Annotated in this window: 17 protein-coding genes; 14 read left to right on the top strand and 3 right to left on the bottom strand. The window is 65.0% G+C overall.

Annotated features, from left to right (window positions below; all coding sequences use genetic code 11):
- Positions 1-8 precede the first annotated feature (8 nt).
- From ACV17W_RS03420 to ACV17W_RS03370, 11 genes are all read left to right on the top strand, one after another.
- A complete protein-coding gene (locus tag ACV17W_RS03420) occupies positions 9-866 on the top strand; it encodes a phosphatidate cytidylyltransferase (protein WP_462595056.1) in 858 nt (285 codons plus the stop codon).
- Positions 863-2062 carry a 1-deoxy-D-xylulose-5-phosphate reductoisomerase gene (locus ACV17W_RS03415; protein ID WP_462595055.1) on the top strand — a complete coding sequence of 400 codons (1200 nt, stop codon included), beginning with the start codon at positions 863-865 and terminating at the stop codon, positions 2060-2062. Before ACV17W_RS03420 ends, ACV17W_RS03415 begins: the two co-directional genes overlap by 4 nt.
- A 27-nt stretch (positions 2063-2089) precedes the next feature.
- Positions 2090-3421: an RIP metalloprotease RseP gene (gene rseP / locus ACV17W_RS03410; RefSeq protein WP_462595054.1), complete on the top strand. Its 1332-nt coding sequence runs from the start codon at positions 2090-2092 to the stop codon at positions 3419-3421.
- Between the two features lie 54 nt (positions 3422-3475).
- Positions 3476-5806 (top strand): outer membrane protein assembly factor BamA, encoded by a 2331-nt coding sequence (gene bamA / locus ACV17W_RS03405; RefSeq protein WP_462595053.1) that lies wholly within the window; start codon positions 3476-3478, stop codon positions 5804-5806.
- 110 nt (positions 5807-5916) lie between these two features.
- Positions 5917-6477 (top strand): OmpH/Skp family outer membrane protein, encoded by a 561-nt coding sequence (locus ACV17W_RS03400; RefSeq protein ID WP_462595052.1) that lies wholly within the window; start codon positions 5917-5919, stop codon positions 6475-6477.
- 17 nt (positions 6478-6494) lie between these two features.
- Entirely contained in the window at positions 6495-7592 is a 1098-nt protein-coding gene (gene lpxD, locus ACV17W_RS03395) for a UDP-3-O-(3-hydroxymyristoyl)glucosamine N-acyltransferase (protein ID WP_462595051.1), read from the top strand.
- 60 nt (positions 7593-7652) lie between these two features.
- The gene (gene fabZ / locus ACV17W_RS03390) at positions 7653-8108 is read left to right on the top strand and encodes a 3-hydroxyacyl-ACP dehydratase FabZ (protein ID WP_462595050.1); all 456 of its coding nucleotides are present in this window, start codon (positions 7653-7655) and stop codon (positions 8106-8108) included.
- Positions 8109-8903 carry an acyl-ACP--UDP-N-acetylglucosamine O-acyltransferase gene (gene lpxA / locus ACV17W_RS03385; protein WP_462595049.1) on the top strand — a complete coding sequence of 265 codons (795 nt, stop codon included), beginning with the start codon at positions 8109-8111 and terminating at the stop codon, positions 8901-8903.
- Positions 8900-10087, top strand: coding sequence for a lipid-A-disaccharide synthase (gene lpxB, locus ACV17W_RS03380; RefSeq protein WP_462595048.1), 1188 nt, complete (start codon positions 8900-8902; stop codon positions 10085-10087). Before lpxA ends, lpxB begins: the two co-directional genes overlap by 4 nt.
- Positions 10074-10688, top strand: coding sequence for a ribonuclease HII (rnhB, locus tag ACV17W_RS03375; RefSeq protein ID WP_462595047.1), 615 nt, complete (start codon positions 10074-10076; stop codon positions 10686-10688). The genes lpxB and rnhB overlap by 14 nt, the downstream gene beginning before the upstream one ends.
- The gene (locus tag ACV17W_RS03370; protein WP_462595046.1) at positions 10685-11458 is read left to right on the top strand and encodes a TrmH family RNA methyltransferase; all 774 of its coding nucleotides are present in this window, start codon (positions 10685-10687) and stop codon (positions 11456-11458) included. The genes rnhB and ACV17W_RS03370 overlap by 4 nt, the downstream gene beginning before the upstream one ends.
- Before the next feature lie 277 nt (positions 11459-11735).
- Here the strand turns inward: ACV17W_RS03370 and ppsR are convergent, their stop codons facing one another.
- The gene (ppsR, locus tag ACV17W_RS03365; RefSeq protein ID WP_462595045.1) at positions 11736-12566 is read right to left on the bottom strand and encodes a posphoenolpyruvate synthetase regulatory kinase/phosphorylase PpsR; all 831 of its coding nucleotides are present in this window, start codon (positions 12564-12566) and stop codon (positions 11736-11738) included.
- 159 nt (positions 12567-12725) lie between these two features.
- Here ppsR and ppsA point away from each other — a divergent pair, with 159 nt between their 5' ends.
- Positions 12726-15089 carry a phosphoenolpyruvate synthase gene (ppsA, locus tag ACV17W_RS03360; RefSeq protein ID WP_462595044.1) on the top strand — a complete coding sequence of 788 codons (2364 nt, stop codon included), beginning with the start codon at positions 12726-12728 and terminating at the stop codon, positions 15087-15089.
- A gap of 206 nt (positions 15090-15295) precedes the next feature.
- Here ppsA and ACV17W_RS03355 read toward each other — a convergent pair whose 3' ends face one another.
- The gene (locus ACV17W_RS03355; RefSeq protein ID WP_462595043.1) at positions 15296-16051 is read right to left on the bottom strand and encodes a glutamine amidotransferase; all 756 of its coding nucleotides are present in this window, start codon (positions 16049-16051) and stop codon (positions 15296-15298) included.
- A 109-nt stretch (positions 16052-16160) separates the two neighbouring features.
- Here ACV17W_RS03355 and ACV17W_RS03350 point away from each other — a divergent pair, with 109 nt between their 5' ends.
- Both ACV17W_RS03350 and ACV17W_RS03345 read left to right on the top strand, forming a co-directional pair.
- A complete protein-coding gene (locus tag ACV17W_RS03350; RefSeq protein ID WP_462596447.1) occupies positions 16161-16592 on the top strand; it encodes an NfeD family protein in 432 nt (143 codons plus the stop codon).
- Between the two features lie 40 nt (positions 16593-16632).
- The gene (locus ACV17W_RS03345) at positions 16633-17559 is read left to right on the top strand and encodes an SPFH domain-containing protein (protein WP_462596446.1); all 927 of its coding nucleotides are present in this window, start codon (positions 16633-16635) and stop codon (positions 17557-17559) included.
- A 31-nt stretch (positions 17560-17590) separates the two neighbouring features.
- Here the strand turns inward: ACV17W_RS03345 and smpB are convergent, their stop codons facing one another.
- The gene (gene smpB, locus ACV17W_RS03340) at positions 17591-18058 is read right to left on the bottom strand and encodes an SsrA-binding protein SmpB (protein ID WP_462595042.1); all 468 of its coding nucleotides are present in this window, start codon (positions 18056-18058) and stop codon (positions 17591-17593) included.
- Between the last annotated feature and the right edge of the window lie 44 nt (positions 18059-18102).

The raw sequence follows: 18102 nt of genomic DNA, 5'->3' as shown, positions 1-18102 counted from the left end.
AGGATCCCATGCTAGGCCAACGAGTTCTTACCGCTGTGATATTGCTGGCCGTGCTGGCTGCCGCGCTGGCGTCCGGCAACCCCTGGTGGTTCATCGCCTTGCTGGCTGCGGGCGCCGCCTGCGCCTGCTGGGAATGGCTGCGCCTTACCGTTGCGCAACCCCCGTCGCGGGCCTGGTGCGTGGGTAGCGCGGCAGTGCTGCTGGCGTTGATGTTGTGGCTGGCCTGGGCCTGGCTGTCAGGGCAGGCGGCCGGCGTGCTCGGGCAGGCGGCCTTAGTGAACTGGCTGGTCCCGGCCGTGGCGCTGGTATGGTTGCTGGCCGTGGTGCCGGCAGTGGTGCGCGGCCGGGCCGACGCGCCGCCGGCCAGCGTGGGGTGGTCGTTGTTCAGCGTGCCGGCCGTCCTGGCGGCGTGGGCGGCGCTGGCCCTGATGTTCATGTCCCGGGGCGCCTGGTTCGTAGTGTCCTTGCTGGCCCTCGTCTGGGTGGCCGATATCGCCGCCTATTTTGCGGGGCGGGCGTTCGGCAAGCATAAGCTGGCCCCGCGGGTCAGCCCCGGCAAGACGATCGAGGGTGCGGTGGCCGGCGTTGTTGCAGCGATCGCATGGGTGTGGCTGTCCAGCCTATGGACGGGCAGCTTCGGCGCTACGCTGGTCGAGCGCGGCACGTGGTGGCTTGCGCTGCCCGCGGCCGCGCTGCTGGGGGCCATATCCATCGTGGGCGATCTGTTCGAATCCCTGCTCAAGCGCCGCGCCGGCCGCAAGGATTCCAGCGCGCTGTTGCCTGGGCACGGCGGTGTCTACGACCGCATCGACGCCATCCTGCCCGTCGCGCCGTTCGCCATGCTGCTGTCTGGAGTGTTGTCTTGATTCGTTTCCAACGCGTTGCAGTCCTGGGCTCGACCGGTTCTATCGGCGAAAGCACGCTGGATGTCATCGCCCGCCATCCCGAAAGGCTGGCTGTATTTGCACTTTCCGCGCACAGCCGCATGGAACGCCTGGCGCAGCAGGCGGCCGCTTGCGACGCGCCGGTCGTGGTGGTGCCCGATGACGAGGCGCGGCAACGGTTCCTGGCCGCCTGGCCCGCCGGCCGCAACCCGCCTGAGGTACGCGTCGGCCCGCAGGCGCTGGCCGACACTGCTGCCGACCCGGGCTGCGATACGGTCATGGCCGCGATCGTGGGCGCCGCGGGCTTGCCGGCCGCCCTGGCGGCGGCCCGCGCCGGCAAGCGCGTGCTGCTGGCCAATAAAGAGGCCCTGGTGGCCGCCGGCGAACTGTTCATGCGCGCCGTGAGCGACCATGGCGCCGAGCTGCTGCCTATCGACAGCGAGCACAACGCCATTTTCCAGTGCCTGCCGCACGGTACACGAGCCGATGCGGTTCGGGCGCCGGCGCCCGGCGTGCGGCGCTTGTTGCTGACCGCCTCCGGTGGGCCTTTCCGCCGCCACGATCCGCTGGACCTGCACGACGTCACCCCGGCCCAGGCCTGCGCCCATCCCAACTGGACCATGGGACGCAAGATCTCGGTGGATTCCGCGACCATGCTGAACAAGGGGCTCGAAGTCATCGAAGCGCATTGGCTTTTCGCAATGCCGCCCGACCGCATCGAAGTCCTCATCCACCCGCAAAGCGTCGTGCATTCGATGGTCGAGTACGAAGACGGTTCAGTGCTGGCGCAATTGGGCCAGCCCGACATGCGCACGCCCATCTCGTACGGGCTGGGCTTTCCGGAGCGGCTCAGCAGCGGCGTGGGGCCCCTCGACCTCGCGCGCTGCGGCAAACTTGAATTCGAGGCCCCCGACATGCAGCGCTTCCCCTGCCTGCAATTGGCCTTCGACGCGCTGCGCGCAGGGCAGGCCGCCTGTGTCGTACTCAATGCGGCCAACGAAGTGGCCGTCGAGGCGTTCCTGGCAGGGCGCCTGCGTTACACCTGGATCCCCCGGGTAATTACCGCCGCGCTCGAATGGCAGCAGCGGCAGTCTTCTGTTACGCTGAATGATCTGGCCGACGTTCTGGCCCTTGATGCTGCCACGCGTGATTACGCCGGCAATCTCGGGCTGGCCTGAGCCCGCGGCGCCCCTATACACCGATCCATGCTTTTCACCCTGCTTGCCTTCGTCGTTGCCCTGGGCATACTCATTACGTTCCATGAACTGGGTCACTATTGGGTGGCGCGCCTGTGCGGCGTGCGCGTGCTGCGATTCTCGGTGGGCTTCGGCAGGGTCCTGATCCGGCGTACGGATCGCAACGGCACCGAATGGGCGGTCTCGGCCATTCCGCTGGGCGGCTACGTCAAGATGCAAGATGACCCGCCGGCCGGCGCCTCGCGCGAGATCGCGGCCCAATCTTTCAATGCCCAGCCTGTGGGTCGGCGCATCGCCATCGTGGCGGCGGGCCCGGTGTTCAACCTCATCCTGGCGGTCATGCTGTACGCCGGCCTGAACCTGGCCGGCACGCAGGAACCTGCGCCCATCCTCGCGGCCCCGGCCGCCGAGTCGCCGGCCGCCCAGGCGGGCCTTCGAGGCGGCGAGCAGATCGTGGCCGTGGACGCGAGGCCAGTCGCCTCCTGGAATGACGCGCGATGGCGCCTGCTCGACGTGCTGTCCACCGGTGGCCAGGCGCAGGTCGAAGTCCGCACTGCCGACGGCGCCACCCGGCAGCACCAGTTGCACGTGCCCCCCAATCGCATGGACCCTGCCCAGGGCGATCCCCTGGCGGATGCCGGCCTGCGCCTGGCCATGCCCAAGCCCTTGGTGCGCGATGTGATCGCCGGCGGCGAGGGTGAAAGTGCCGGCCTGCGCAGTGGCGATCTCATCGTGCGCGCGGGCGAGGTCGCCGATCCCGATACGGGCCAGTTGGTGCGCATCATCCAGCAGCATGCCGGCCAGGCTCTACCGCTCACGCTCGTACGAGACGGCGCACAGGTGTCGGTCAGCGTCGTGCCTCGGGCCGAAACCGTCCAGGGCCAGACCATCGGGCGCATCGGCGTGCAGTTGGGCGGCGAGGCGCCCATGGTCACCGTGCGTTATGGGCTGTTCGAAAGCATCAGTCGTGCCACTGTGCGCACCTGGGACACCGCATGGCTATCGCTGCGCATGATGGGGCGCATGGTCATCGGGGAAGTCTCGTGGCGCAATATCAGCGGCCCGGTCACTATCGCCGACTACGCGGGCCAGACCGCGCGGATCGGCATTGCGGCCTATATCGCCTACCTCGCGCTCATCAGCATCAGCCTCGGCGTCCTCAACCTGCTGCCGATTCCCATGCTCGATGGTGGCCATCTGCTGTACTATTTCGTCGAAATTGTGCGCGGCAGCCCGCCGCCCGACCGCTGGATCGATATCGGCCAGCGTGCCGGCATCGGGCTGCTGGCCGGTCTGATGGGGTTGGCCCTGTTCAATGATTTCGCCCGCCTGTTCACCTGACGTGCGATCGAATAAAATCGTCCGCCATTTGCTCCACCTAGGATAGCCAAGGACATGTCTTTTCGGATGTTTCATCACAAGAAGGGCGTCATGTCGAGCCTGCTCGCCGCGCTGCTTATGCCGGCCCTGGCTCACGCTTTCGACCCGTTCGTCGTGCGGGATATCCGCGTAGAAGGCATCCAGCGCACCGACGCCGGCACTGTGTTCGGGTACCTGCCTGTCAAGGTTGGCGAAGAATTCACGGATGCCGAGGCAACGGAAGCCGTGCGTCGCCTGTATGGCACCGGGTTCTTCAGCGACGTTCGCATCCAGACCGACAACGATGTGGTCGTGGTGGTGGTCCAGGAACGGCCCACCATCGCGTCGGTCACGTTCAACGGCATGCGGGAGTTCGACTCCAAGGCCATCACCACGTCGCTGCTGCAGGTGGGCTTTGGCGAAGGCCGCATCTTCGATCAGTCGATGCTCGAACGCGCCGAATACGAACTGAAAGAACAGTATCTGGGCAAGGGCAAGTACGGCGTAGAAGTCACCGCCACGGTCACGCCGTTGCCGCGTAACCGCGTGGGGGTCAGCTTCGACGTCTTCGAAGGCGAGGTCGCCAAGATTCGCCAGATAAGCGTCGTGGGCAACAAGGCCTTCTCTGAAAGCGAACTGCTCGACCTGTTCGACCTCACGACGCCGGGCTGGCTGACCTGGTACACCAATACCGACAAATACTCGCGCGAAAAGCTCGAAGGCGATATCGAGCGCCTGCGGTCGTTCTATCTCGACCAGGGCTACCTCGAATTTTCCGTCGAGCCGCCACAGGTCACGATTTCGCCCGACCGCAAAGACATCTACATCACGGTCACGCTTCACGAAGGCGAGCCCTACAAGGTGCGCAACGTCAAGCTTGCCGGCAACCTACTGGGTCTCGACAAGGAAATCAGCGGCCTGGTTCAGGTCAAAGAAGGCGAGGTCTTCTCGGCCGCGCAGGCCAACGATTCCGCAAAGGCCATCACCGATTACCTGGGCGACCTGGGTTATGCGTTTGCGAACGTCAATCCCAACCCCACGCTCGACCGTGCCGCACATGAGGCCGACGTCACGTTCTACGTCGACCCCAGCCGTCGCGTATATGTGCGCCGCATCCAGATCGGCGGCAACACGCGTACGCGCGACGAGGTCGTCCGGCGCGAAATGCGCCAGGAAGAGGCGGCTTGGTATGACTCGGGCGATCTCAGGATCTCGCGCGACCGCATCGACCGCCTGGGTTACTTCAGCGAAGTCAACGTTTCCACCGATCCGGTTCCCGGGTCGCCCGACCAGGTCGACGTCAACGTCGACGTCAAGGAAAAACCCACCGGCATGATCAACCTGGGGGTGGGCTACGGTTCGTCCGAGAAGGCCATCCTGTCCGCGGGCATCAGCGAAGACAACGTGTTCGGCAGCGGCACCAACCTGACGCTGCAGTTCAACACCAGCAAGACCAACCGTGCCGCGGTGCTGTCGCACACCGATCCGTACTTCACGAAAGACGGCATCAGCCGCACCACGTCGGCCTACTATCGCGTTACCGAGCCCTGGGACAACAACGACGGCGACTACCGCGTCAAGGCGCTGGGCCTGGGCATGAACTTCGGCGTGCCCATTTCCGAATACGACCGCGTGTTCCTGGGCGCCACGTTCGAACGCAACCAGATCGACCTGTACGACAACTCGCCGCTGGCCTACCAGGACTTCGTCGACCAGTATGGCGACAGCACCAATGCGCTGATCTTCAACGTGGGCTGGTCCAAAGACACCCGTGACAGCGCGCTGGCGCCCACCAAAGGCGCCTATACCCGCCTCAAGGGCGACTTCTCCACAATGGACCTCAAGTACTATCTGCTGACGGCTCAGCAGCAGTACTACATCCCGTTGGGCCGCAGCTATACGCTGGCGCTGAATGGTATGGTCGATTACGGGCGCAGCTACGGCAGCCTCGACTACCCGGTCATCAAGAACGTCTACGCCGGCGGCATCGGCACGGTGCGCGGCTATGATGGCGCCTCGCTGGGCCCCCGCGACCCGCTGACGGGCGATTATCTGGGCGGCTCGCGCCGCATCGTCGCCAACGCGCAGCTGTACCTGCCGTTCCCCGGCGCCTCGAAAGACCGCACGCTACGCTGGTTCGTGTTCGCCGATGCCGGCCAGGTTTCCGCGGGCAGCGGCATGAAGTGCACGGGTGGGGAACCGGGCAGCGAGGTCGACGATCCCTGCGGCTGGCGTTATTCGGCCGGCGTTGGCCTGTCCTGGCAATCGCCGCTGGGCCCATTGCAACTGTCTTACGCCCGTCCCCTCAACGCCAAGTCGGGTGACGACCAACAAAGCTTCCAGTTCCAGATCGGAACCGGATTCTGATACCTGCCGGTTACGCCTGATCACACGGGCAGGGCACCGCTTCCCGGTGTTCTGCCCGTTTAGTGGCACAATATTGGCTTTGCTTTACCTCATTGGAAGGTGAGATTTTCATGATGTCTGATTTCGCACTCAACACCTCGAGCCCGGCGCGCGTCCGACGTGCTGGCAAACTGCGCGGTACGCTGGCCTTGGCGGGTGCGCTGCTCCTGGGTTCCGTCGTCTCGCTTCCCGCGAACGCACAAGGCACCAAGATCGGCTTCGTGAACACCGAGCGCATCCTGCGCGAGTCCGGTCCGGCCAAGTCGGCACAAACCAAGATCGAATCCGAATTCAAGAAGCGCGACGACGAACTTCAGCGCCTGAGCAACAATCTGCGTTCGCAGGCCGAGAAGTTCGACAAGGACGCGCCGGTGCTGTCCGAATCCGACCGCACCAATCGCCAGCGTGACCTGTCGCGTCTCGACACCGAACTGCAGCGCAAGCGCCGCGAGTTCCAGGAAGACTTCAACCGTCGCCGCAACGAAGAATTCTCGGCAATTGTTACGAAGGCCAACCAGGCCATCAAGCGCATCGCCGAACAAGAAAACTATGACCTCATCGTCCAGGATGCGGTTACGGTCAATCCGCGTGTCGACATCACCGACAAGGTGATCCAGGCCCTCGGCAAGTAAGCGGCGGCGCCGTACGCATGCCGATCCTGCTGGACCCCGCCCGCGCCCCGGCTCTCGACGCGCTTCTCGCGGCCGCCAACACCAAGGGGCTGGATTGGCGCATCGAGCCCGCCGCGGCCGAAGCCGGCCTGCCGCGTATCCGGGGTATAGGCACCCTGGCATCTGCAGGCCCCGAAGAAATCAGTTTCCTGACCAATCCGCGTTACCAAAGCCAGCTGGCCACGACGCGGGCGGCGGCCGTCATCGTCACGCCGGATGCGGCGCAGGCGTTGGCCGGTGCCCCCGACGCGCCGCAGTGCGTGCGGGTGGTCTGTCCGCACCCGTATTTGCTGTATGCCCGGCTGGCACAATGGTTCGACGCGGCCCGGCAGCCTCGGCAGCCGGCGAGCGTGCATCCGCTGGCCGTGGTGGCCGACGATGCCGTGGTCGAAGACGATGTTCGCATCGGACCGCATTGCGTGATCGAATCAGGTGCGCGTATCGGCCGGGGCAGTACGCTGGGCGCGAGTTGCGTGATCGGAGCCGGGTCGAGCCTGGGTCCCGATTGCCTGCTGCATGCCCGGGTCACCCTGTACCCGAATGTGCGCATCGGCGCGCGGGCCATTCTGCACAGCGGCGCCGTGCTTGGCGCCGATGGCTTCGGTTTCGCGCCAGATCCGACGCTGGGGCAGGGCGCCTGGGGCAAGATCGCCCAACTGGGCGGCGTGCGCATTGGCGATGACGTCGAAATCGGCGCCAACACCACAATCGACCGGGGTGCGCTCGAAGACACCGACATCGGCGACGGTGTGAAACTCGACAACCAGATCATGCTGGGCCACAACGTGCGCGTCGGGGCCCACACCGCCATGGCGGCCTGCGTGGGGGTGGCGGGCTCCACCGTCATAGGCGCACGGTGCACCATCGGCGGAGCCGCAATGTTGTCGGGGCACCTGACCCTGGCCGATGACGTCCACATATCGGGCGGCACAGCGGTTACGTCGAGCATTGCCCAGCCTGGGCGCTACACGGGCGTGTATCCTTACGCCGAGCACGGTCAATGGCAGCGCAACGCCGCCGTCATACAACAACTGTCACATCTGCGCCGCCGCTTGCGGACGCTCGAAAAAGCCTGAGCCGCGGCCGGTTGCCCATCGGCGCGGCCGCATTATCAAAACGGTAGGAAACCTTAGCAAATGGAACTCGACATCAAGGCGATCATGGAGCGCTTGCCGCATCGCTACCCGATGCTGCTCATCGATCGTGTGCTGGACATCGTGCCTGGCAAATCCATTGTCGCCATTAAAAACGTGTCTATCAACGAACCGTTCTTCGAGGGCCATTTCCCCCATCATCCGGTGATGCCTGGCGTGCTCATAACAGAAGCCATGGCCCAGGCCGCGGCATTGTTCTCGTTCACCGATGAGAACGGCGGCCTCAAGTGCGACAGCGCCACGACCGCCTATTATTTGGTGGGCATCGACGAGGCCCGGTTCCGTCGACCGGTGGTACCCGGCGACCAATTGCGCCTGGAAGTGCAGGCCGAGCGCCTCAGCCGCGCCATCTGCAAATATCAGGGCAAGGCCCTGGTTGACGGCCAGGTGGTGGCCGAGGCCAAGCTGATGTGCGCCATTCGCAGCCTGGAAGCGTAAATGTCCGGAAACATCCATCCCACTGCTCTCGTAGACCCCGCCGCGCAGATCGACGCCAGTGTGCGCATCGGGCCCTATTGTGTCGTGGGGCCCGGAGTGACCATCAAGGCCGGCACCGAGCTCGGTCCGCATTGCGTTGTTGACGGTGCTACCAGCATTGGGCGCGACAACCGCTTCTACCGCTTCTGCTCGATCGGCGGCATGCCGCAAGACAAGAAGTACGCGGGCGAGCCTACCCGCCTGGTGATCGGCGACCGAAATACGGTGCGGGAATTCACCACCTTCAACACCGGTACCGTGCAAGATGGGGGGGTGACCACCGTGGGCGATGACAACTGGATCATGGCCTATGTGCACATTGCGCACGATTGCCACATAGGCAACAACACCATCCTGGCCAATTCGGTACAGCTGGGGGGCCATGTACACGTGGGCGATTGGGCCATCGTGGGCGGCTTGACCGGCGTGCACCAGTTCAGCAAGATCGGCGCCCACAGCATGACGGGCGGCAACAGCTCGCTGATGCAGGACATGCCGCCCTACGTATTGGGGGCGGGCAACCCTTGCCGGCCCGTGGGCGTCAACGTCGAAGGCTTGCGACGCCGCGGCTTCAGTGCGCCGGTCATCTCGGCGCTGCGAGATGCCTACAAGATCATCTACCGGCGCGGCCTGTCGCTGGACGAAGCCCGGGCCGAGCTGCGCGCACGTCAGCAGTCGAACCCCGAGGCCACGCACGCTCTGCAGGTGTGGCTGGACTTCATCGACGCCTCTACCCGAGGAATCATCCGGCCATGAGCCTTTCGGTCGGCATGGTGGCGGGCGAACCTTCGGGCGATCTGCTCGCCAGCCGCGTCATCGCGGGCTTGCGTCAAAGCGATCCCGGGTTGGCATGCCAGGGCATCGGCGGCCCGGCGATGCAGGCGGCCGGTTTCGATGCTTGGCATCCCATGCACGCCCTGACGGTCTTCGGCTACGTCGATGCGCTCAAGCGGCTGCCCGGGTTGCTGCGAACCTACCAGGACGTCAAGCGGCGCTGGCTGGCGACGGGGCCCTCGGTGTTCGTGGGCGTCGACGCGCCTGACTTCAACCTGAAACTCGAGCTGCAGCTGCGCCATGCAGGGATCCCGACGGTGCATTTCGTCGGCCCGTCCATCTGGGCCTGGCGCTACGACCGTATTCACAAGATCCGCGCCGCCGTCTCGCACATGCTGGTGCTGTTCCCGTTCGAGGAAGAGCTGTACCGCAAGGAAGGCATACCGGTGACCTACGTGGGTCACCCGCTGGCAGACGCCATTCCGCTGCAACCCGACCGGCAGGCGGCGCGCCGCCGGCTGGGCCTGGACGACAACGCGCGCGTACTGGCAATTCTGCCGGGTAGCCGCGCGTCCGAGATACGGATCCTGGCGCCCCGTTTCCTTCAGGCAGCGCAGCAACTGCAGCGCCGAGATCCCGGGCTGGTCTGCGTCGTGCCCATGGTCAACGCGCAGCGCCGACAGGAATTCGACGCCGTGCTCGCGCAATATCCGGTGCCGGGCCTGCGCTGCCTGACCCTGGACGACCTGCCTTCGGGGGATGGCCAACCGGTTGCCTGGAGCGCCCTGGAGGCCAGCGACGCGGTGCTGGTGGCCAGCGGAACCGCCACGCTCGAGACGGCGCTCTTCAAGCGGCCGATGGTCATTTCGTATTATCTTTCACCCTGGATGCGACGCATCATGGCGTGGAAGTCGGGCCAGCAGCGCCCGTACCTGCCGTGGGTGGGCCTGCCCAATGTCCTGCTGCGTGATTTTGCGGTGCCTGAGCTGCTGCAGGACGACGCCACGCCGGACAAACTGGCCGATGCCACCTGGGCGGCCCTGACCGACGACGCGCATGCCGCCCGGATCGAAACCCGCTTCACCGCATTGCATCGCGACCTGACCCGCGATACGGCCCGCCTGGCCGCGCGAGCCATTACCGAGGTAGCCCATGGCGCAGCATAGCCTGTTCGCCGCCACGCCCGATTTCACCGGCATCCTGATGGCCGGTGTAGACGAAGCCGGGCGCGGGCCGCTGGCCGGCGGCGTATATGCCGCCGCCGTCATACTCGATCCCGACCGTCCGGTCGACGGGCTGGCGGATTCCAAGGCGCTGACGCCCGAACGCAGGGAAGAGCTGGCTGTATACATCCAGCAACGGGCCTTGGCCTGGTGCGTGGCCAGTGCCACGGTGGCAGAAATCGACACGCTGAACATCCTGCGGGCCACCTTGCTGGCCATGCAGCGCGCCGTCGACGGCCTGGCGCATATTCCGCAGGTCGCCATGGTCGACGGCAACCAGGCGCCGCCCCTGCGCTGCACCGTACAGACCGTCATCAAGGGCGATGCGCTGGTGCCGGCCATCTCCGCGGCCTCTATCCTCGCCAAGACGGCTCGCGATGCCGATCTGCTGCGGCTGCATGCCATGTATCCGCAGTATGGCTTCGACCAGCACAAGGGCTATTGCACGTCGCTGCATATGGAACGCCTGCGCGAGCATGGACCATGCCCCGAGCATAGGCGCAGTTTCGCGCCCGTGCGCGAGCGCCTGGCCGTGCTGCCATGAAGCAGATCACATCGCGCGACAATCCGGCTTTCAAGCAGTTGCAGCGCCTTGCTGCACACGCCGGCCGCCGCGGCGCTCCCGCCATACTCGAAGGCGTGCACCTATGCCAGGCCTGGCTGGCCCGGGCTGGCGCACCAACGCAGGCCATATTCGACGCCGAACGGGCGCAACAGCCCGAACTGGCCGACCTGCTGGCGAAACTTCCGCCAGGGCGGGCGTTGCTGGCGGACGCCAGGTTGCTTCGACAACTCGAGACCGTTGAAACTGGCCAGGGCGTATTGTTTGTCGTGAACCCGCCCGCGCCCGAACTGCCGCCGCGCCTGGCCGATCCCATGGTCTGGCTCGACCGCGTGCAAGACCCGGGCAACGTCGGCACCATTCTGCGCATATGTGCGGCGACTGGCGTAGAACGCGTGCTGCTGTCGCCGGGATGTGCTGCCGCGTGGTCGCCCAAGGTGTTGCGGGGCGGCCAGGGTGCCCATTTTGCGCTGACCGTGCACGAACAGGCCGATCTGCAGGCCTGCGCCCAGCGGCTGGAACTACCCCTGGTTGCCACGGCCCTGGACGGCGCCCAGGACCTCTATGCCACGACCTTGCCCCGGGCATGCGCCTGGGTGTTCGGCCACGAAGGGCAGGGCGTGACGCCTGCTCTGCAACAGGCCGCCGCATTGCGCGTGCGGATCGAGCATGCTCCGGCGGTCGAATCGCTTAACGTTGCGATTGCGGCTGCGCTCTGCCTGTTCGAGCAGCGTCGGCAGCTGAAGGGCTGAGTATCTGCGTGCAGCAGGCGCTGCGCAATCTCTTCGCAGGCGCTGCGGCGTCCGGCTGGCCCAAAGCCGCCGCGAACATCCAGACCCGGATGCACAGCGGCCGATGCCGGCGGGGCAACATCGGCGCGGTGCCATGGCGGGTCCGAGCGTTATTCGGTTTGCCGATGACGGCGCCGGCACCCTGGGCGCGAAACGCCGGCGGCCCGCCCGCCGAGACGGCTCGCGCTACGGGGCGGTCTCGGCCCGGGCCGCGGTCTGAGACCCGGCGCCCCGGCGGTCAGTTGGAGCGTCCCAGACCGACTTCCTGCATGACTGTCGTGGCGATCTCTTCGATAGACTTGGTCGTGGTGGACAGCCACGAAATGCCTTCGCGCCGCATCATGCGCTCGGCCTCCGCCACCTCGTAGCGGCATTGCTCGAGCTTGGCGTACTTGCTGTTGGGACGGCGCTCATTACGCACTTCGGCCAGGCGCTCGGGCTGGATGGAAAGCCCGAACAGCTTGGACCGATAGGGGGCGACGGTCGAGGGCAAGGTGCCTCGCTCGAAATCATCTGGCGTCAAAGGGAAATTGGCGGCCTTGATGGCGTACTGCATGGCCAGGTACAGGCTGGTCGGGGTCTTGCCGCAACGCGACACTCCCACCAGGATCACATCGGCCTGGTCGAGCTGGGTGATGAACTGCCCATCGTCGTGCGCCAGGCTGAAATTGATGGCGTCGATGCGGTTGCGGTACTGCTCGGAATTCGCCGCCATGTGCGAGCGGCCCACCGAATGGCTGGATTTCAGCCCCAGCGCCTGTTCGATATGCCCCACGAATGTGCCGAACAGGTCCAGGAACACGCCGTTGGCCGATCGCACGCATTCCATGCTGGCAGGATCGACCAGGGTGCTGAACACGATGGGCGGCACGCCGGTTTCCTGCGCATTGCGGTCGATGCGCGCTGCAACGTCGCGCGCCTTCTCCAGAGTGTCGACAAACGGCAGCCGCACCGGCTTGAAATGGACTTCCTCAAATTGCGACAGCACTGAGTGGCTGAAGGTCTCTGCGGTGATGCCGGTACTGTCTGAAACGATATAGACAGTCCGTTCGATAGTGGGCGATGCCATATGTAAAATATTCCAACCAAAGGGGAAAGCCATGGTGCCCGACCGGGTACAATCTGCCCCCGAATAAGTCACCCCAAGAGCGGTCCAAGGCCAGTTTGGTCAGCGCATCCTGATGCATTGACCAAACTCGCTTTCTCTCCATTGTAAAAGGTGACTTCAATGTCGTACGTCGTTTCGTTCGAGCAGCTCCGCATGACGGATGTGGACTCGGTAGGGGGCAAGAACGCATCACTCGGTGAAATGATCAGCCAGCTGTCCGGCGCGGGCGTCCGCGTGCCGGGCGGCTTCGCCACGACCGCCGAGGCCTTCCGCGACTTTCTGAAGGCTTCGGGCCTGGACAAGCGCATCGCCGAGCGGCTCACCACCCTGAACCCCGAAGACGTCCGCGAACTCGCAACCGCAGGCGCCGAGATCCGCCAATGGATCATCGACGCGCCATTCTCTGCGGAATTCGAACAGCAGATCCGCACCGCTTTTGCCGCCCTGGATGCCGACGGCAAGGGTTCGTTCGCCGTGCGCTCTTCGGCCACGGCCGAAGACCTGCCCGACGCTTCGTTCGCCGGCCAGCAGGAAACCTTCCTGAACGTCGTCGGCATCGATGACGTGCTGGACAAGATCCGCCACGTGTTCGCCTCGCTGTATAACGATCGCGCCATTTCCTACCGCGTGCACAAAGGGTATGCGCACGCCGAAGTGGCCCTGTCGGCCGGTGTGCAGCGCATGGTCCGCTCCGACAAGGGCAGCGCGGGGGTGATGTTCACCATCGACACCGAATCCGGTTTCCAGGACGTGGTCTTCATCACGTCTTCGTACGGCCTTGGAGAAACCGTGGTGCAGGGGGCGGTCAACCCCGACGAGTTCTACGTTTTCAAGCCCACGCTCGAGCAAGGCCACTATCCCATCGTCAGCCGCCGCATCGGCTCCAAGCTGATCAAGATGGAATTCGACCCCGAGCGCCCGGAAGGCCGGGCAGTGCGTACCGTGGACGTTCCCGTCTCCGAGCGCAACCGCTATTCGCTGACCGACGATGAAGTCTCCGAGCTGGCACGCTACGCCGTGATCATCGAGAAGCACTATGGCCGTCCCATGGACATCGAATGGGGCCGCGACGGCATCGACGGCAAGATCTATATCCTGCAGGCGCGCCCGGAAACCGTGAAATCGCAGCAGGGCGCCAATGACGTGCAGCAGCGCTACCGCCTGAAGGCGACCGGCCAGGTGATCGTGACCGGTCGCGCCATCGGGCAAAAGATCGGTGCCGGCCGCGTGCGCGTGGTGGGCGACATCTCCGACATGGACAAGGTCCAGGCCGGCGACGTCCTGGTTACCGACATGACGGATCCCAACTGGGAGCCCGTCATGAAGCGTGCCTCGGCCATCGTCACCAACCGCGGCGGCCGTACCTGCCACGCAGCCATCATTGCGCGTGAGCTTGGCATTCCCGCCGTGGTGGGCTGCGGCGAGGCCACCGACCTGCTCAAGGACGGGCAGGCCGTCACCGTGTCGTGCGCCGAAGGCGACGAGGGCCGCATCTACGACGGCCTGATCGAAACCGAGGTCGAAGAAGTGCGGCGCGGTGAAATGCCGCCCATCGATGTCAAGATCATGATGAACGTGGGCAACCCGCAACTGGCGTTCGACTTCGCCCAGATACCGAACTCGGGAGTGGGGCTGGCCCGCCTGGAGTTCATCATCAATAACAACATCGGCATCCACCCGAAGGCGGTGCTCGATTATCCGAATGTCGATGGCGAACTGAAAAAGGCTGTGGAGTCGGCCGCCCGTGGCTATGCCAGTCCGCGCGCCTTCTTCGTCGAGAAGCTGGCCGAAGGCATCGCCACCATCGCCGCCGCGTTCTGGCCGAAGTCTGTCATTGTGCGCATGTCCGACTTCAAGTCGAACGAATACCGCAAGCTGGTCGGCGGTTCGCGTTACGAGCCCGAGGAAGAAAACCCCATGCTGGGCTTCCGCGGCGCATCGCGCTATATCGCGGCCGATTTCGCCGAATGCTTCCGCATGGAATGCGAAGCCCTGAAGAAGGTGCGCGATGAAATGGGCCTGACCAACGTCGAGATCATGGTGCCCTTCGTGCGCACGGTGAACCAGGCTGCGCGCGTGGTGGAATTGCTGGGCTCGCACGGCCTGGCACGCGGCGAGAACGGCCTGAAGCTCATCATGATGTGCGAGGTGCCGTCGAACGCCATCTTGGCCGACGAGTTCCTGCAGTATTTCGACGGCTTCTCCATCGGCTCCAACGACATGACCCAGCTGACCCTGGGGCTGGATCGCGACTCGGGCATGGAGTTGCTGGCAGCCGATTTCGACGAGCGCGACGAAGCCGTGAAGTTCATGCTGCGCCGCGCTATCAAGGCTTGCCTGGCCGCCAACAAATATGTGGGCATTTGCGGCCAGGGCCCCAGCGACCATCCCGACTTCGCCCAATGGCTCAAGGACGAAGGCATTCTGTCCATGTCCCTGAATCCGGACACGGTGGTTGATACCTGGCAGCGCCTGGCGAAGTAAGTTCTGCCACCGCGTGCGGCGTCCTGCGCGGCACGCCGGCGTCAGCCCGGCCATTCAGTGCCTGGCCCGTGCAGCGGGCCGGGCACTTTTCATTGGTGCGAGGCCGGCGTGGCGGGCTGTCGTGACGGTGCAAGCGCGCCCCATGCGCCAGTGGGCCCGCGCCCGCTGCGGCACGCCAGCACGCGCCTGCGCCCGCCTGCGCGGCGCTAGCGCCCCGTGCGCGAGGTGGCGGGCAGGCGCAGGTGCAGGAATCGCCGCAGCAGGCTGGCCGCGGTAGGGGTGGGCTTGAGCTGGTCTGCCAGCATGGGGGCGTCAAGCCCTTCGCGCGCATAGGCGGCCTGGTTGCGAAGCAGGTGGGCGCGGATGAATTCGGGGCCGAGTTCCGGGTGGAACTGCGCCGAATAGACCCTTGGGGCGAACCGTACCAACTGGTGGGCGTCGAGCTGGGACCTGGCCAGAACCACGGCGCCGTCCGGCAGGCGCGTGACCGTCTGGGCGTGCAGGGTCTGCGCCGGAAAGCTCACGGGCAGGCCGGCCATGAGTTGGTCGCCATCGGCGGCGGGCAGGCATTCTATGGTCTGGGTGCCCAATTCGCGGCCCAGCGGGTTGTAGTCGACCGCGCCGCCCAACGCATGCGCCAGCAATTGGTGGCCGTAGCAGACACCGAAGATGGGCAGGCCCGCCGTCACCGCCTGCTTCAGCCATTGGGCGGTCTGCTCGCTCCAGGGCTCGCGGTCGGTGACCATGGCCGGAGAGCCCGTGATCAGCGCCGCGCGATATGCCGCCGGAGGGGCGGGCAGGTCTCCTGTGTACACGCGCACGATATGCACGGCGTCTGGAGCCAGCCCGGCCGCGTGGCGCATCATCTGCGCGTAGTCTCCGTGATGGCGGCGCAGGATCTCGTCGGGATCGCCGGTATGCAGGATCAGTACCGGCAATTCAGGCTGGGCAGTAGCGTTCATGCCGTCATGATAATCGGAGCCGCTGCTTCCCGCGTTGCGCGTCGCGCGCGGGGTGAGGCGGAAATCCGTACAATCGACGCGGTATACAACTCAGGCAACGAATATGACCATGTGGATCTGGTTCGGGCTCGCCGCCGTGGCGCTGATCGGTGAAGTGGCCAGTGGCACGTTCTATCTGCTGCTGGTGGCACTGGGCCTGGTTGCCGGCGGCATTGCGGCCTGGCTCGCGGTGGGTTTCGAGTGGCAGCTCGTAGCCTGCGCCGGGGTGGCGCTGGTCGGCCTGCTGGTTCTGCGCCGTACTGGCGTGCTCAAAAAGCGTGAGATTGACGCCGGGCGCAACGCCGACGTGCACATGGATATCGGGCAGACCGTGCGGGTCGAATCGTGGTCCGAGGGCGGCTCGGCCCGAGTCTGGTACCGCGGCGCCCATTGGCAGGCCGAGCTCTCCGCCGGCCAGCCGCGAGCGCCCGGCCCGCACATCGTCACCGAAGTGCGTGGCAACAGCCTGGTGCTGGCGCCCAAAGACACGGCCCGTCGCTGACACCACTCAATCATCATTCACTCAGGGACTCCCCTTCATGATGCTCGATACTTCCACCATAGCCCTGATCGTACTGGTCGTCCTGGCCTTGCTTATCATCATCAAGGCCATCGCCATCGTTCCACAGCAGCACGCCTGGGTGGTCGAACGCCTGGGCAAGTTCGACCGCGTACTCTCGCCGGGCGCCGGATTCGTCATCCCTTTCATCGAGCGCGTGTCCTATAAGCACTCGCTGAAAGAGATTCCGCTCGATGTGCCCAGCCAGGTCTGCATCACGCGCGACAACACCCAGTTGCAGGTGGACGGAGTGCTGTACTTCCAGGTCACCGACCCCATGCGAGCCTCGTACGGCTCGTCCAACTATATTTCTGCCATTACCCAGCTCGCGCAGACCACGCTGCGCTCGGTGATCGGCAAGCTCGAACTCGACCGCACCTTCGAAGAGCGCGAATTCATCAACAGCACCATTGTCAATTCACTGGACGAGGCGGCGTTGAACTGGGGCGTGAAAGTGCTGCGTTATGAGATCAAAGACCTCACGCCGCCCAACGAAATCCTGCGTGCCATGCAGGCCCAGATTACCGCCGAACGCGAAAAACGCGCGCTGATCGCGGCATCCGAAGGACGCCGGCAGGAACAGATCAATATCGCCACCGGCGAACGGGAAGCGGCCATCGCGCGTTCCGAGGGCGAGAAGCAGGCGCAGATCAACCAGGCGCAGGGTGAGGCGGCGGCGGTGCTGGCCATTGCCGAAGCCACGGCCAAGGCCATCGCGCAAGTGGGCGAGGCAGTGCGCCAGCCGGGCGGAATGGAAGCCGTCAATCTGAAAGTGGCCGAGCGCTACGTCGATGCGTTCAGCAATGTGGCCAAGGAAGGCAATACCTTGATCCTGCCGTCGAATCTGGCCGATGTGGGTGGCCTGATCGCATCGGCCATGACCATCGTGAAAACCGGCAAGCCGGCCTGAAGCGCCGGAGGGGCGGGGCTTGCGCCCCGCCTCAGCCGTCTTTGCGCGAGTTGCGCGTGTCGTGTTTCATCATGCGCTCTTTTTCGCGCTGCCAGTCTTTTTCGCGCGAGGTGTCGCGCTTGTCGTAGAGTTTCTTGCCCCGGCCCAGTGCAAAGTCGAGCTTGATGCGCCCATTCTTGTAATGCAGGTTAAGCGGCACCAGGGTATAGCCGCGCTGCTCGACCTTGCCGATCAGCTTGCTGATCTCTTCGGCCTTGAGCAGCAGCTTGCGGGTGCGCAGGGCGTCGGGATGGATGTGGGTGGACGCGGTTGGCAGGGGGCTGACGTGCATGCCCAGCAGGTACAGCTCTCCATCGCGTACGATGACGTAGCTTTCTTTCAGTTGCACGCGCCCATCGCGGATCGCCTTGACTTCCCAGCCCTGCAGAACCAGGCCGGCTTCGTAGCGGTCTTCGATGAAATAGTCGTGCGAGGCCTTGCGGTTGTCGATGATGCTCATGAGGCGGAAAATCCGGAGGTAGCGTCGCTACCGGTAAAATCTGA

The sequence above is a fragment of the Bordetella sp. MIP270_01_BMS genome, from assembly GCF_054958705.1.
Note: the sequence above shows the minus strand (reverse complement) of the source record. Positions and strands in the feature narration are given on the sequence as shown.